This is a genomic window from Tannerella forsythia 92A2, assembly GCF_000238215.1.
GTDB classification, from domain to species: Bacteria; Bacteroidota; Bacteroidia; order Bacteroidales; family Tannerellaceae; genus Tannerella; species Tannerella forsythia.
In genome coordinates this window covers 23,516-39,125 of record NC_016610.1, presented here as the reverse complement: position 1 = coordinate 39,125, position 15,610 = coordinate 23,516, and the positions used below count along the sequence as shown (strand labels likewise).

Genomic DNA, 15,610 nt, shown 5'->3' with positions numbered 1-15,610 from the left:
AAGATGAAAAAAATAAAATATTTAGGATTGGAGTTAATTTTCTTGTTGGCATGTGTTTCATGCAACGACTGGTTGGATGTGAACGAAAACCCCAATACTCCGACCAATACGGTAGCAAGTGTCGAAACAAGGCTTCCATGGATTCAGCATTTTTACGGATACGCTTATGGTGCAGCCAGCATGCGTGTCAGTTGGATCAATGGAACCATTACTTCACGCAATGGTTTTAGTTCCGGCAGTACCCATACGTATATGCCTGTTTGGAATCCGAGTAACGGAGTATCCGTTACACCTTATCAGCAGTGGTTTGTAGGTGCGGCGGCCAATATCGAAGACCTGAAAAAGAAAGCGGAAGAGACGCAGGCTTATCATTATACGGCCGCAACGCTTGTGATTGAAGCAATGGGCTATATGCTGATGACCGACCTTTATGGCGAGATGCCTTTTCGTGAGGCTGTAGGCGCTCAATTAACGCCTAAGTACGATGACGGAAAGACCATCTATGAAGGTTGCCTGCAGAAGTTGGATGAAGCGCTGAGCTACTTCGATAAAGAACAACCTTCTACTGCACCTCCTCTATCTAAAGGAGACAATTGGAATAACGGAGACCTTGCTAAATGGAAAGCAATGGTATACGGGTTAAAAGCTCGCTGGTTGAATAAAGCGTCTAAGAAAACGTCGTATAATCCTGATGCTGTTTTAGATGCATTGTCTAAAGCCCCTTCAACGAATAATATGAGTGCAGTTGTACACCATTTGAATCTTCCGGGCGATTTGGTAGGACCCGGTTTAAATGGAGATCCGGTTAAGACAAGTTATTTTTTCAATGTATTTGCATGGAGCGATCATATCCGTCTGCAAAAATGGTACACGGACAAACTGGAATACACGGAAAAAGGTAGGACACATTATGATCCTCGCCGGCATGCTTTACTCCCGGCCAATCAACACTACAATGCCGATGGAACTTCTTATTTTATGATCACGGCAGGTGTGGATGAATTACATTCCGATATTCATTTGAAGTCAGGGCCCGTAATCTCCAACTACAACAGTGATACCAAATCCTACAAAGCCGGCAGCACGATTGCCGAAAGAAGCGGTGATACAGTGTATGTTACCCTGCGTTCTATCTGTGCGGTAACAGGCTCTGCCGATGGTGAGAGTATGTATAAGGATAAAGACGGAACCATTCTCTCTACCGGAACTTTTTATACCCGTCCGGAGGCTCCTACCCATCTCCTGACTTACTCCGAAATGTGTTTCATTAAAGCCGAAGTATTATTCAGGAAAGGCGATCGGGCAGGAGCACATCAGGCCTATAAAGCCGGTATTCTGGCAGATATGGAGCTGATGAATCAGAAATTGAACGCGTATGCAGACAAGAACAATCCCGGCAAGAAACCGATGACGGATCAGGAAATCAGTGATTTCATGAAGAGCGAAGGGGTGTGTCAGGATGCTGCGAAACTGACGATGGAAGAGATCATGAAGCAAAAATTTATTGTCATGACGTTCACAGTCGAGAATTGGAACGATATGCGTCGATTTAACTATTCGGCCGGAAACATCGGTAACTTTGGGGTTGTTTACCCCGGATTTGAAAGACCCAAGGCTATGCCTGCATCTGCAACGACCGATAAATTTCCCGGAGCTTCGAAGGTGGAGGATAATTATTGGTGGAGACGATTTATGCATTGTTCTCATGAAGTCAATTACAATGCAGAACAATGGAAAGCATCGAATCCGAAAGCCGATAAGTTGGATATTTGGTCCGTACCGGTTTGGTGGGACAGTGCGGAGTAATTAGGTAATTATAAAAAGAGAGGACATTCTTTGGAGAATAATTTTCTCTTTGGTAGAATTTATCTTCATTATGCGAAAAATAATTTGTGCGTCTGTTGGATTGCTGTTTTTGGGGGGAGTGCATGCCCAATCGTGGGTACGTGTGAACCGGATCGGCTATCTGCCTGACGATGTCAAGGTGGCTGTCTGTGTGAGTAAGGAGAAGAAGACGATCGATTCGTTCGAGGTGGCCGATGCACAAACCGGTAAGAGGGTCTATCGGGGAGAGAAGATCGTAAATACGGGAAAGCAGCCGGCTTTCGAGTCGTCGGTACGGCTTCATTTTTCGGAGTTGACGACGCCCGGCACGTATGTGCTGCGTGCCGGTGGCATCCAGTCCGTCCCGTTCCGGATCGGGTATAATGTGTATGCCGAAGCGGCGGAGATGCCACTCCGGTATATGCGTCAGCAGCGATGCGGATACAATCCCTGTCTGAAAGACTCATGCCACACGCATGGGGTGGTTTCGGTAGGTGATCCCGACGGAAAACGCAATGGCATCCCTTTCGACGTTTCCGGCGGCTGGCACGATGCTTCCGATTATCTCCAATACGTTACCACCTCGGCCAATGCCGTGTACCAGATGCTTTTCGCCTATTCGCAACATCCCGAAGCATTTGGAGACCGGTATCAAGCCAATGGGGACGAGGGCGCGAATGGCATCCCCGATATTCTGGACGAGGCCAGATGGGGAATCGACTGGTTGGTGAAGATGAACCCCGACTCGGTTACTTATTTTAACCAGTTGGCCGACGACCGGGACCATGCGGGCTTTACCCTTCCTGCCGACCAACGCGTCGATTACGGTTGGGGGGCTGGTAAAGCACGTCCGGTATATTTTTGCAGTTCGCTGCCGCAAGGATTGAAAAAATATCGGAACCGGAGCACGGGACTGGCTTCGACATTGGGAAAATATGCTTCATCGTTCGCTTTAGGCGCAAGCGTGTTGTCGGAATATGACCCTGAATTTTCCAAGCTGTTGCTCAAAAAGTCGGAGCAGGCTTATCTCAGAGGGGCGGCACATCCCGGCGTATGCCAGACGGCTCCGTGCGGAGCACCCTATTTCTACGAAGAAGACAACTGGGCCGACGATATGCAGCTGGCCGCAACCGAGATGTATGCGCTCTCCGGCAAAAAAGGATATCTGAAACAGGCCGTTCAATATGGTCGGATGGAACCTGTAACGCCATGGATGGGAGCTGATTCGGCTCGTCATTATCAATGGTATCCGTTCGTGAACCTCGGCCATTACCGATTGGCGACACAAGGAGATGACCCGAAGGCGAAGCAGGAATTTATCCGCCATATGCGCAGCGGTTTGCAACGGGTGAAAGAGCGGGCGCAGGGCGATGCCTTTCTCAACGGCATCCCGTTCATCTGGTGCTCCAACAACCTCACGGTAGCGTTCATCACGCAGTGCCGGCTGTATCACGAACTGACGGGCGACAAAACATTTCTCGAAGTCGAAGCCGCGATGCGCGACTGGCTGTTCGGCTGCAACCCGTGGGGAAAGTGCATGATGGTGGGCTATCCGGCACATGGAGACACACCGTCCGATCCGCACTCGGCCTTGACCCATCTGCATGGGATGCCCGTTACCGGGGGGCTTGTCGATGGTCCCATCTATACGTCGATCTTCGGCAGCCTGATCGGGGTACATCTCTCGAAAGAAGACCGGTACGCACCGTTTCAGTCGGATGTGGTCGTCTATCACGATGATTATGCCGACTATTCGACGAATGAACCGACAATGGACGGGACGGCGTCGCTTTGTTACTATCTCGGCTATTTGAGCGCTCAGGCACATCGATTTGAGACGGTGCAGGGCGGAATCGTACGGGGCGACCGGACGGAGAAGAAGATCGCGCTTGTTTTCACCGGGCACGAGTATGCCGATGGAGCCGGTGTTATCCGTCGTACGTTGAAAAAGCATCAGGCCCAGGCTTCTTTCTTCCTGACGGGCGATTTCTACCGGAAATTTCCCGACGTAGCCCGCCGGCTGCAAAAAGAAGGACATTATCTGGCACCCCATTCCGACAGGCATCTGCTCTATGCCGACTGGCAGCGGCGTGACTCGACACTCGTTTCGCGCACCGTCTTCGAGCAAGACCTCGAAGGCAACTATGCCGCGATGCAAACAGCCGGATTGAAGATTGAAACGCCTCGGTTCTTTATTCCTTCTTACGAATGGTATAATCATGAGATAAGTGGCTGGGCCAAAGCGATGGATGTACAGGTGGTAAATTTCACGCCCGGCACACGGTCGAACGCCGATTATACGACGCCCGAGATGAAGAGTTATCGTTCGTCCGAAGCGATTTATCGTTCCATCCTCGCGTATGAGGCGGAAAACGATCTGAACGGCTTTATCTTACTTCTTCATATCGGCACCGATCCGAAACGGACGGATAAATTTTACAACTTTCTGAGTGATCTGATGCACGAATTGAAGCAAAAAAACTATATCTTTGTGCGCATAGACGAATTGATGGCAAAGAAAAAAAGAAACAACGGTAAAAAGATACGTGAATGAAAACATATCGAAAAAAAACGGATAAAAACAAAAGCAACGATCTATCTCGAAGCCCCGGAAGGTAGTCGTGTGCCTTGTGCATGATGCCTGTCTGCGGGTTTGTTTTTTCATATCTTTTCCATAAGCGTCTTGCCCGGGCTTGCATTTGCAGGTTCCGGGCAAGTTTTTTGTTTGTTTAGCCGTCCGTTTTCAGCCATCAGCAATCAGCAATCATTCAATCAATGGGAATGGCCTTACAATTGCACGTCCATGGTTATGCAGCGTTCAGCTCTTATCCAAATTGTTAAAACAATACCTCTTCATATCTTATTCTTTGGATTTGTTGTTCTGATATAGAAGATTATGTGTATTTTTATGCCGTGAAAGAAAAACAAGAGGAATCATGGATTGTCCAAGATGTAAAAGCGGTTGCCATGTAATGAACGGCATGGTTGGGGGAAGGCAAAGATACAACTGTAAGGATTGTGGCTTCAACTACACGGTGGAGCGGAAGTCGGACGTCATTTGAACGATGAAGTCACAACTACTGATCGGCGCAACCGGTTCGGGATGCGGTAAGACTACGTTTACCGCCGGACTGCTTCGCTTAATAAAACGACGGGGGATGAACGTTCAGCCGTTCAAATGCGGCCCCGACTATATTGATCCGCATTATCATAAGTTGTCGGCGGGCTGCGAGTCGGTGAATCTCGACAGCTGGCTCGCTTCGCCTGCCCATGTACAATACCTTTACAACCGTTATGCAGCACCGGCCGAAGTCTGCGTGGTCGAAGGGGTCATGGGACTGTTCGACGGATACGTGAAGATGCACGGAAGCAGTGCCGAGACAGCCCGCCTGCTCAATATTCCTGTCGTACTGATTGTCAATGCCCGTTCCGTAGCCTATTCCGTAGCGCCTGTGATTTACGGGTTCAAGCATTTCAACCCGGAGGTGCATATCGTCGGAGTCGTATTTAACCGCACGGCCTCAGCCACGCATGCCTCATATCTGAAAGAAGCCTGTGCGGACGTCGGGGTCGAATGCTTCGGCTGCCTGCCCAGGATCAACGACCTTGAGATACCGTCCCGTCATTTGGGACTTACGACGGATGCCTCGTTTCAGTTTGAACAACTGATCGAAAAAACCGCAGATGCCATTGCTGCGAATGTAGATATCGATCGTCTGTTGGAAGTCTGCCGACAGGCGGTACTGCCCGAAGTGACCGTCACTCCACCGGCACAACTTCCGGACAGAGGACTGTCTATCGCTGTAGCACGCGACGAAGCATTCACGTTTACCTATAAAGAAAACATCGCACGCCTCGAACAAATGGGCACAGTCACGTATTTCAGTCCGATCAAAGACCAAACACTGCCACCGGCCGATCTCGTTTACCTTCCCGGCGGATATCCCGAGTTCTACCTGAATGAGTTGAGCGCGAACCGTCCGATGCTCGAAGCGATCCGTTCGTACGTTGAAAACGGAGGGAAGCTATTGGCCGAATGCGGTGGCATGATGTACTTGGGTCGCTCGATCACGGGCATGGACGGGGTAAATTATCCTTTAGTCGGCGTGCTTGTACAGGAGGCAACTATGAGTGGTATGCGTCTGCATCTCGGCTATCGCCGCTTCGCACTGAACGGAACGGAATGGAAAGGACACGAGTTTCATTATTCATCGATCGTTGGAGGAGACGCGATTCCCTTTTCGATCGCCCAACAATACAATGTCAGGGACGAGAAAGTCGATACGCCCGTTTACCGTTACAGGAACGTGATTGCAAGTTATACCCATTTGTACTGGGGTGAAAACGACGTGATGGATTTGTGGAAAGCAGAACCCGCCGGCCCTTAGCGCGTGCCGAGATAGAGGAAGAACATACCGAGCAGCACCAACAGCAGATCGACGGCTTTACTTCTGAGATTTTTCTCGTGGAGCAACAAAGCGCCGGCGGCAAAAGTGACGAGTACACTGCTTCGCCGGATCATCGAAACGATCGAGATCATCGAGTCGGGAAAACTTAGCGCGTAGAAATATATCCAGTCGGCTATCGCCAGAAACACGGAAATCAGCAGAATGCCCCATCGCCATTCGAACGGTGTGGTGCGTTTGCGGTGCGGATACCAGAGAAACAGCAAGATGGGAGTCATCAGTGCGAACTGATACATATTGAACCAGACCTGAACCGTCATCACATCGAGCGATCGCATCAGGTACTTGTCGTACAAGCCGCTCATCGAACCGGCAACAACAGAAAGCACCGCATAAAGAATCCATTTGTTATGCGTAAACCGTATGCCTTCCTTACGCCCCGACGACGACAACATATAAAAAGACAGGACGGCCAGCAGCACCCCAATCCATTGATAGAGGTTGAGCCTTTCGCTGAAAATGATCAATGCGCCGAGCAGCGTCAGTACAGGCTGTGTGGCCTTAACAGGGCCAGTGATGGTCAGCGGAAGATGCTTGACCGAGAAATATCCGGCCATCCATGATGTCAGTACGATGACCGATTTCAGAAACACGAGCCCGTGCGTTTGCCACGAAACACGAGGCACGTAAAACATTGTTCCGTCGAGCATGTCCGACCTGTAAGAAAGAAGTACGAAAGGCAAAAAAAGCAGGCTGGAAATCATCGTATTCAGAAACAGCACGGGGATCACGGCGTTCCGGCTGACGGCCATTTTCTTGCTTACATCGTAACATCCTAACAGGAATGCCGAAAGAAATGCCCAAGCGACCCACATCATCAGTCAACCGTAAAAAGATCGTCCGGATAATCGATGTCAATCAGGGTAAGTCCTTCGGGCGGTGCGGACGTACCCGCCCGACAACGGTCTTTCGCTTCGATCAGCCGGCGAAAATCATCGACACTGCGCTTACCGCGCCCTACCTCGAACATGGTACCGACCATCGCGCGCACCATATTCCGCAGGAAACGATCGGCTTGAATCGTAAACCCCCATCGTGTTCCATCCTTCTCCCATCGGGCTTCATCGATCCGGCAATTATTCGTCTTCACATCGGTATGCAACTTGCTGAAGCTCGTAAAATCCGTATAGTCGTACAAGGTTTTGGCCACTTCATTCATCGCCCCGAAATCCATACCGCGCAATGACATGCAACAAACGGTTTCGTAATCAAAAGGGTCTTTCTTTTCGGACACGAGATACTGATAACGGCGCGACAGGGCGTCGAACCGTGCATGCGCATCGGCACGTACCGGAACAATCCGTGCTATCGCAATATCTTGGGGGAGCATACGGTTCAACTTTCCCGCAAGCCGTTCCGTATCGTCCAAGGCCTTTGGCACATCGAAATGTGCCGCCATACGGCGCGCATGCACGCCGGCATCCGTACGTCCGGCGCCCGTCAGTGGCACAGGACGGCGAAGCACCGTCTCCAAGACGTCCTCCACGCACTGCTGCACGCTCAACCCGTTCGGCTGACGCTGCCAACCGCAATAGTTTGTTCCCTTATAGGCCAACCAGATAAAATACCGATTCATACGTCTGCTTTCTTTCGTAACGGGCAGCAAAGGTACGAAAACCCTTTCCGTCTGCCATCATAAAATGATTATAATAATAGGTATACGGTATCTATCGGCAGCTACCCGACCCCAAGGTGCTTGTAGAGGAAGTCGGCGGATGCATCATCAATCGCCACGGGAAAAACATTTCTTTTCGGTTTTATAGAGGAAAAAGAATCATTCCAGATAAATATGCGAGGAATTATTTCGAACGAATATCCCCAAAGAAAGAGGGTATGCCCAAACATTGCGTTTTGACATACCCTCTTCTAATGCGATTAAAATAAATGTAGTTACACACTCTTGTTTACGATTCGGGATACTGCTTCGGGAGTCAGGTCTACACCCACAATCACTCCTTTACCGTCTATCAGAAAGTTTCTCAGTCCTTTCTTCAAACCGTACGTTTTGTACAGCAACGACGATTTTCCCTTTCCATCGTACCACTGATTCGCCGATTCCAGCCCATCTGTTTTCAAGGTCTCCGTAAATACGGAGAATTTTTCATCCATCGAAACGGAATAGACTTTAATACGTGTCGAATCCCAATCTTTCACTTTGTTCCAAAGCGCTATGTTACGAACACGGGAATCGGCATCGTAAGCCGCCCAGAAATTTACTAACGTGTAGCTTTCGGAACGATTTCGGAAATCAATACCTCGATTGTTTTCCAAAGACTCTATCCTCGGAGCAAGGTCTCCCAAATGATAGCCTTCGGTTATCCCTGCTTTATCCGTCCCGGCCGATAAGAATAACCAAACCACCGCGACGGAGAGTACACAAGTTCCAATCTTCATACTTTATATTTATGGTGAAAAAAAACATCGAAGAAGCATATCGGGAATACTCGCCCTGCCTGTCTGCAAATTCAGCCCAAAAGAAACGCTTATTTCTTCTATATTCTTCGACCCCCTGAGTTTCAGGAGTGAGAAAAAAAGACTGCCTTCGCTAAGACCGGTCTTTTACCTCAATTCGCATGCAAAGATAATGCAATATTTTTGAGAAGGAATGGATTTAATATTACTTAACGCCTGAAAGCCAGGCCTGAAATCCACGACAAGCAATGACTTTTCTTATTTTATCGGCTTCCTGAGCCATTCTTGCGCTACAAAAGACCGGTTTATATCGAAATAATTGCGAATAGATGCAATAATGTCGTGTTTTCAATTGATATACGGATAGAAAGAAGAAAATGTTTGTCAGGCTAAAATCTTAATTTGTGTTATGTAACTATTCTTACGGATGGCCGTGAACAAGCTCGTATAAGAAGAACGCGGTTTGACATTCACTTTATACGTGAGTACAGCCGTGTTGGTTTCATAATTCAATTCATAAGAATTACTCATGACGTAGACGTTTTGTTCTTCTAATGTCTTACGCATCCGCTTCAAGTCAGGCTCTGCCGTCGAACAGACAATCACCAGAATCTTATTCACCCCATCGAGCAACATCCGTTTTTCGAAGCGTTCTAATGATATCAGGATTGTTACGGTAAGGGCCGTCACGATGATAGCGGCGGTGAACATACCCGCCCCCACGGCTAACCCAATGACAGCCACCACCCAGATGCAGGCTGCCGTTGTCAGCCCGTACACACTGCCGCGGCTCTGAATAATCGCGCCGGCCCCCAGAAAACCGATGCCGGTCAGCACCTGCGCGGCAATACGCCCCGGATCACCGTTTAAAAAATTCGGATAAATCTGTGGTATCCAGATCGAGATCAGCATAGCCATGGTAGAGCCGAGGCAGATAAGTGTGAACGTGCGCAAACCGGCTTCCCGACGACGCATCTGACGCTCCGTACCCACGATTGCACCTAACAGAAAACTAATGATCAACCGAACGATGGTAGTCCATATATCGATCTTCGTACTGTTTATCACTTCATTCAACCACTCCATCGTTTCACTTGTATTTGGGAAGGTACGATATCAGATAAATAAAATAAGAGATTCCTGCACCGGTATGATCGCCGGGTACATCGATGAGCTTCACATTACCTCCGGAATCACGATGCTTTGCCGCATATGTCCGGGTATTTTCGAAATGAACCGTCCGGTCGTCTTTTCCGTGAATCAGCACAAATTCGCACCGGTTATCCCAAGGTTCCAGGCTGTTCGCTTCGAGTATCCTCTCAATCTGCACATTCGCATGATTCGTATTGTGTATAAACGCATCCGTAAACAAGTCGTGCGTCTTGTCAGGGAAATCCTTATACGTATGACTCTTTCCGTCAAAATAAACGGCCAACTTTGACGCATACGGTTCTTTCAGCAGGCGCGTGACTTCCAAATCGGGATAACTGTTTTTTTGATACCCGTAAATAGCAAGAGGCAACAGATAGGGCTCCGGCATCGTTTCCGAGGTCTTTATCTCATCGGAAATGTTTTTCAGGAGACAAGGCGTTCCTCCGGCCAGTAGTAGATCGACCGTAAGGCCGTCTGTCGGGTTCACTTCCAGTTCCCGTGCCACTTGTGTTGCGACGAAGCCCCCCAGCGAATAGCCGGTGACAAGCATATTTTTCTTTTTGGCATAATGATTCTCCTGCAACACTTTCTGTGAGGCGCGAATGAAATCGACCGTTGTACGCACCATCGTTTTTTTCTCGATATAAGGAATGAAACATTTCCCGTACGAATCTCCAAACCCCGGATAATCGGGAATCATGACGATATAGCCTCTCGACGCCTGCCACATCCAAAAGATTAAGTATGCCTCCAGAGCGGAAGCATCGTAGTTCGTCAACTGGCGGGTGGGTGCCTGCTTGTCGAGTACGTAGGTGTAGGGAGGCGCGAGTATTTGCCGATGGAGTGTCATCGAATCGATGGCTGGTGGCACCAATAACACGCCGGAGAGAGTAATTCTTCCGTCAGATCCGTTCGGATTCGCCGAGGAGTACATGACTTTGAATGCACGTAACTGAATGTCTCCATCGAAGACGGGCGTGTTACCGATCAGACTAAACGACGAGAGCCCCATCCCTTCTTCAGCGGTTTTCAGTTCGGCAAACGTAAATTCCTTTAAAAGCTTCCATTTTATTTCTGAGACCTCCTCAGGCTTGAGCGGGTTGCCCGGTTGGTCGGTAATAACGGAAGGATAATGTTCGTCGCAGGCCGTAAACAGATACAGCGATGCGATGAACCCTCCCAACAGATATCTTATGATCCTTTCTTTTTTCATGTTCTCCGTTTTTTAGCACGCTACGGAAGGTAAAAGTAGGTATTTTCGCCCATACCGGCAAATTTACCGGTACTTTACCAGCGCTTTGATCGGGTAAGCCAGTTTTGAATAGACTGCCTCCCGAGGGCAGTAAAGCGTTTCTAACGCAGGCATCGGGGCGGATTCCAGAAACTTGAGTTTAAGGTTTTGACGCACATCGATCACTTTTAATTCATTGCCCATACATTTCAGCCGCCTGAGCATCGGATTTCTGCTGACATCCAGATCGATCAACCGATTATGCGAACAGTTCAACGACTCAAGCGAAGGATTCTTCGCAAGATTCAACTCACGGAGGGCATTCCCGTTGCAGGCAAATTCTATAAGTGCAGCGTTATGTGAAACATCCACCCGGTCCAGTGAGTTACGTCCGCAATCGAGAATCCGGAGTGCGGAATTACGGCTTACATCGACCGAGGTAAGCAGGTTCTCGCTACATATCAGACCGGTCAATGCCTGATTGCGTACGACATCCATCACCGTAAGTTGGTTGGCACTGCAATCCAGATAATTTAACCCGCTATTCTGCGATACGACAAGCATCTTCAAGTTGTTCTTCCCGCAAATTAACGTGTCGAGCTGCTGATTCTTCGTGATATCAAGTGCCGTCAAATGATTATTATGACAACTTAATACGCGAAGAGCAGGGTTCTTGGCAATATCCAACTTGACAAGGCGGATACTGTTGCAGTGCAAGGTTTTCAATGCCGGATTATGGCTTACGTCAAGTGTGATGAGGTTATTTTCCGAGCATTCCAAATCGGTCAGCATCGGGTTTCTACGTACATCTAATCGGTGAAGTTTGTTACGGGAGCAGTCCAGCGATTTCAAGGCGGGGAAATAACTCATGTCTAACGCCATGATACGGTTATCACTACATTTCAGTTCTTCGAGTGATGAAAAATATTCAAGCCCTTCGACAGACGTTAGCCCTAATCGTGAGCAATCCATGGTTTTGACGGCACGTGCTTCGGTTCCCGACAACTCGCCATCGCCATTCGTATCATACCGTCCATAGAGGAAAGCGGCCAGTACGGCATCGGGCACGGTGATGTTTCCCTTGTATGTCCGTATGGCGGTACGGCGTTGCTCTTCCGCGATTCGTTTCTCTTCTTCCATCCTCCGTAGCTCTGCCTGCCGCCGAGCTTCATCGTAAAACTTCTCACGTGCGGTACGCAGATGCTCTGTAGACGCCTCTTCTTTTTTCTTTGTGTCAGTTTCAACTTCTGCCGCCTCTTCTTCAACCTTCTGCTTTTCCGCTGCAGCGATAGATGTTTCGATCTCGGTAATTGCTGTCTCCGTATCTACGCGATACGTCGTCACTGAAGCAACCAGATAACTCAGGTTTTGATATTTCGCATCTTTAATCAGGTAGACAGAGGTAAGTGATGGCATCGCATTGCAATACAGATTTTTGAGTGCCGCATTATGCGATACGTCTAATATTGTCAGGCGGTTGATGCTGCATTCCAGATCAGTCAGCGCCGTATTTCGGGAGAGATCGAGAACCGTTAAACGGTTGCTGCCGCAATCGAGATCAGTTAGCGCCGTATTGTGAGAGACAATGAGCGAATCCAGTTTGTTGTGACCGCAATAGAGTTGCGACAAATGGATATTGTTTTCCAGCGCCAAGGTTGTCAGCCGGTTATTATTGCAGAAAAGATGTTCCAGATTGGTGTTTCGGGTTACATCGAGCGAAGTCAACCGGTTCTCCGCACCATTCAACCATCGCAGCGACGAACATGCACTTACATCTAATGACTCTAAACGGTTCATGCCGCAATGCAGTATAGCGAGGGCACGACAATCGTCAAGACGCAATTGGGTCAGTCGGTTATTATCGCACAGCAGTTCTTCCAAGGCTTTATGTCGACTGATATTGAGTGATCGTAACAAGTTATTCCGGCAATGCAGTTCGGTTAGTTCTACGTTCTGACTGACATCGAGCGAATCGAGCCGGTTATTGTTGCAATGCAGTTTTTTCAGCGCCTGATTACGGCTGACATCAAGTGAAGTAAGGCCGCCGCGTTGGAAGTAGTTGGCATATGAACAGTCGAGTTCCTCCAAAGCCGTAAAATATTCGATCCCTTGCAACGAGGTGAGCGGTTTATCCGTACATTCAATACTTCGTACGATACGTGCCTCTTCGACCGAGATTTCTCCGTCGTTGTTCGTGTCGAAATTTTCCAGCAGATACGCTTTGAAGGTCGTATCGGGAATGGTAATTTGTTGCGCACCGGCGTATAACGATGTGGCCGCAAAAAATAGAATGATCTTTTTCTTCATTTCAATGAATGCTTTAATCTACGGTCAATGCACCGATCAGTTCGGCAGCCGACGCAAACCCGTGGCGGTCGCAATAAGCCTTGATTCCTTCAATGACCTTAACAGAAATCGCAGGGTCAATAAAATTATACGTTCCGATCTGAATAGCTGTTGCGCCGACCAGCATAAACTCGACCGCATCCTGCCACGATGCAATTCCTCCCATGCCGATCACCGGAATTCTCACGGCCGAAGCTGTCTGCCATACCATCCGAAGGGCGACAGGCTTAATGCACGGTCCCGATAATCCTCCGGTTACGGTCGACAGTAAGGGGCGACGACGCTCTACATCAATAGCCATACCGAGCAACGTGTTGATCAGTGACACGGCATCTGCCCCTTCGGCCTCCGCTGCACGGGCGATCTCGGTAATATCGGTCACGTTCGGTGAGAGTTTCACAATCAGTGTCTTGGGGTAAACCTTGCGCACGGCACGCACCACTTCGGCAGCCGACGATGCACAAACTCCGAACGACATGCCTCCCTGCTTCACATTGGGGCACGAGATATTCAGTTCGATGGCAGGAATCCGCTCCAGTGCCGCCATCTTTTCGGCACATTCGACATATGTTTCAATGGATGAGCCGCTGACATTGACAATCATGTTCGTATCGATCTCGCTGAGATGCGGATAAATCTCACGCACAAAATAATCGGCTCCCTTGTTTTGCAACCCGACGGCATTGAGCATCCCCGACGGTGTCTCAGCCATACGCGGATATGGATTTCCTTCACGCAGTTCTAACGTCGTTCCTTTCACAATCACCCCACCGATCCGCGCAATATCGATCATATCAGCGTATTCCATTCCGTAACCGAACGTGCCCGAAGCAGTCATCACCGGATTTTTCAAGGTCAAACTTCCTATAGTCGTTGTCAAATCTGCCATGTCAATCGATTAAGGTTAAATACCGGGCCTTCGGTACAAGCACATACGTTACCTTCGGTCGTGTGTTCGACGCAACAGAGACATACGCCGAAACCGCATGCCATCCTGTTTTCGAGCGATACTTCACAGGGAGTTCCGACGGTCTTTGCATACTTTGCCACAGCCATCATCATGGGTTTGGGCCCACAAGTATAAATCTGTCCGAACGTTTTCTTTTTCAGAATGGAATGTTGTGTTACCCATCCTTTTTCTCCCATCGACCCGTCTTCGGTCGTAACGTACACCAATCCGTATTTTTCGAAGTCGTCACATTGCAGGATGTCGCTTTCCGAACGGGCGCCAAGGAGGAACACCGGAGTAAAACCCACTTTCTTCAACGACTCACCCAGATAGAGCATCGGTGCTGTCCCAACTCCCCCGCCGACTAACAGCAGTTCGGGGGATGACGGTTTCTGCGGAATCGAAAAACCGTTCCCCAAAGGCAACAGTACATTCACTGTTTCGCCTGCTTTATACTGTGCCATGCGCCGTGTACCTTCACCGACCAGACGTATCAGCAGCCACAGTTCGTTTTGTGTCCGGTCGACATAGTTGACCGAAATCGGACGGCGCAGAAACGTCGATGGTGAGTTGTCAACACGTACATCCACAAATTGTCCCGGAATCATTTCGGGCAATGTTTGCTCGGCCGTCAATTTCAACAAACAATAATCATGGTGTAACGGCTGGTTCGATGTCACCGTCATATCTAACAAGTATTTCTTCATCCTCTCCATTCTACTTCACAGGTGCAGGCGGGCTGTTTATTTCAGGAACCGGATGGTCAGCGGATATTTCCATGCTTCACCATTCAGCACCTTGACGATAGCGATAATGATCATCACAAAGGCAGCAAGGGCCACGACCGGGACGATGAAAATGCCTACGATCGTTATACATAGCACAATAATATATAATGTATAGCTGATTTCGAAATTGAGAATTTCCTTGCCCGCCTCGTTTACTTTTGCACTTTTATCTTTATACAGTAACCAAATGATCAATGGCACGATGAAACTCGACAGAAACTGCGAGGCATGCATTAGCCCTACAAATGCCTGTTCGTCTATTCCCAAATCCCATGCAGGTTGTCCCGGCGAAGAAACGGGCGGAAAGAGAAGTTTTGCTTTCTCACGTTCATATTCTTCGTGTGTAATCGCTCCTTCGTCCAATAATTTCTTCAACTGTTCCAGTTTTTCGTATATATCCATTCGTATCGTTTTTCGATGTGTCTTATATTTATTTTTTGAT

Annotated in this window: 12 protein-coding genes and 1 pseudogene; 4 read left to right on the top strand and 9 right to left on the bottom strand. The window is 48.7% G+C overall.

Features of this window, described 5'->3' with window-relative positions:
• The first annotated feature begins 3 nt into the window (after positions 1-3).
• From BFO_RS00150 to BFO_RS00140, 4 genes and pseudogenes are all read left to right on the top strand, one after another.
• Positions 4-1,806, top strand: coding sequence for a SusD/RagB family nutrient-binding outer membrane lipoprotein (locus tag BFO_RS00150; RefSeq protein ID WP_014223517.1), 1,803 nt, complete (start codon positions 4-6; stop codon positions 1,804-1,806).
• A 70-nt stretch (positions 1,807-1,876) separates the two neighbouring features.
• The gene (locus BFO_RS00145; RefSeq protein ID WP_041590479.1) at positions 1,877-4,378 is read left to right on the top strand and encodes a glycoside hydrolase family 9 protein; all 2,502 of its coding nucleotides are present in this window, start codon (positions 1,877-1,879) and stop codon (positions 4,376-4,378) included.
• 382 nt (positions 4,379-4,760) lie between these two features.
• Positions 4,761-4,874 (top strand): annotated as a pseudogene (locus BFO_RS15965) (transposase-like zinc-binding domain-containing protein); the annotation flags it as partial.
• A gap of 15 nt (positions 4,875-4,889) precedes the next feature.
• Positions 4,890-6,212: a cobyrinate a,c-diamide synthase gene (locus BFO_RS00140; protein ID WP_014223515.1), complete on the top strand. Its 1,323-nt coding sequence runs from the start codon at positions 4,890-4,892 to the stop codon at positions 6,210-6,212.
• On the opposite strand, the gene BFO_RS00135 is transcribed toward BFO_RS00140, so the two are convergent.
• From BFO_RS00135 to BFO_RS00090, 9 genes are all read right to left on the bottom strand, one after another.
• Positions 6,209-7,105 (bottom strand): DMT family transporter, encoded by an 897-nt coding sequence (locus BFO_RS00135; protein WP_041590478.1) that lies wholly within the window; start codon positions 7,103-7,105, stop codon positions 6,209-6,211. The two genes, BFO_RS00140 and BFO_RS00135, sit on opposite strands and share 4 nt — an antisense overlap.
• Positions 7,106-7,107: 2 nt before the next feature.
• The gene (gene truA, locus BFO_RS00130) at positions 7,108-7,866 is read right to left on the bottom strand and encodes a tRNA pseudouridine(38-40) synthase TruA (RefSeq protein WP_014223513.1); all 759 of its coding nucleotides are present in this window, start codon (positions 7,864-7,866) and stop codon (positions 7,108-7,110) included.
• Between the two features lie 314 nt (positions 7,867-8,180).
• Entirely contained in the window at positions 8,181-8,684 is a 504-nt protein-coding gene (locus tag BFO_RS00125; protein ID WP_014223512.1) for a thioredoxin domain-containing protein, read from the bottom strand.
• 402 nt (positions 8,685-9,086) lie between these two features.
• Entirely contained in the window at positions 9,087-9,788 is a 702-nt protein-coding gene (locus BFO_RS00120; RefSeq protein ID WP_014223511.1) for an MgtC/SapB family protein, read from the bottom strand.
• Positions 9,789-9,792: 4 nt separating this feature from the next.
• The gene (locus tag BFO_RS00115; RefSeq protein WP_014223510.1) at positions 9,793-11,067 is read right to left on the bottom strand and encodes an alpha/beta hydrolase family protein; all 1,275 of its coding nucleotides are present in this window, start codon (positions 11,065-11,067) and stop codon (positions 9,793-9,795) included.
• A 63-nt stretch (positions 11,068-11,130) separates the two neighbouring features.
• Complete coding sequence (locus BFO_RS14310) at positions 11,131-13,392, bottom strand: leucine-rich repeat domain-containing protein (protein ID WP_014223509.1); 2,262 nt, start codon at positions 13,390-13,392, stop codon at positions 11,131-11,133.
• 13 nt (positions 13,393-13,405) lie between these two features.
• Positions 13,406-14,320 carry a dihydroorotate dehydrogenase gene (locus BFO_RS00100; RefSeq protein WP_014223508.1) on the bottom strand — a complete coding sequence of 305 codons (915 nt, stop codon included), beginning with the start codon at positions 14,318-14,320 and terminating at the stop codon, positions 13,406-13,408.
• A complete protein-coding gene (locus tag BFO_RS00095; protein WP_041590476.1) occupies positions 14,308-15,087 on the bottom strand; it encodes a dihydroorotate dehydrogenase electron transfer subunit in 780 nt (259 codons plus the stop codon). The genes BFO_RS00100 and BFO_RS00095 overlap by 13 nt, the downstream gene beginning before the upstream one ends.
• Before the next feature lie 36 nt (positions 15,088-15,123).
• A complete protein-coding gene (locus BFO_RS00090; protein WP_041590475.1) occupies positions 15,124-15,570 on the bottom strand; it encodes a DUF4870 domain-containing protein in 447 nt (148 codons plus the stop codon).
• Between the last annotated feature and the right edge of the window lie 40 nt (positions 15,571-15,610).

Excerpts from the sequence above, each read along its gene's own strand:
- BFO_RS00150 (WP_014223517.1), top strand. The coding sequence starts at position 4 with ATGAAAAAAATAAAATATTTAGGATTGGAGTTAATTTTCTTGTTGGCA.
- BFO_RS00145 (WP_041590479.1), top strand. The coding sequence starts at position 1,877 with ATGCGAAAAATAATTTGTGCGTCTGTTGGATTGCTGTTTTTGGGGGGA.
- BFO_RS00140 (WP_014223515.1), top strand. The coding sequence starts at position 4,890 with ATGAAGTCACAACTACTGATCGGCGCAACCGGTTCGGGATGCGGTAAG.
- BFO_RS00135 (WP_041590478.1), bottom strand. The coding sequence starts at position 7,105 with ATGTGGGTCGCTTGGGCATTTCTTTCGGCATTCCTGTTAGGATGTTAC.
- truA (WP_014223513.1), bottom strand. The coding sequence starts at position 7,866 with ATGAATCGGTATTTTATCTGGTTGGCCTATAAGGGAACAAACTATTGC.
- BFO_RS00125 (WP_014223512.1), bottom strand. The coding sequence starts at position 8,684 with ATGAAGATTGGAACTTGTGTACTCTCCGTCGCGGTGGTTTGGTTATTC.
- BFO_RS00120 (WP_014223511.1), bottom strand. The coding sequence starts at position 9,788 with ATGGAGTGGTTGAATGAAGTGATAAACAGTACGAAGATCGATATATGG.
- BFO_RS00115 (WP_014223510.1), bottom strand. The coding sequence starts at position 11,067 with ATGAAAAAAGAAAGGATCATAAGATATCTGTTGGGAGGGTTCATCGCA.
- BFO_RS14310 (WP_014223509.1), bottom strand. The coding sequence starts at position 13,392 with ATGAAGAAAAAGATCATTCTATTTTTTGCGGCCACATCGTTATACGCC.
- BFO_RS00100 (WP_014223508.1), bottom strand. The coding sequence starts at position 14,320 with ATGGCAGATTTGACAACGACTATAGGAAGTTTGACCTTGAAAAATCCG.
- BFO_RS00095 (WP_041590476.1), bottom strand. The coding sequence starts at position 15,087 with ATGAAGAAATACTTGTTAGATATGACGGTGACATCGAACCAGCCGTTA.
- BFO_RS00090 (WP_041590475.1), bottom strand. The coding sequence starts at position 15,570 with ATGGATATATACGAAAAACTGGAACAGTTGAAGAAATTATTGGACGAA.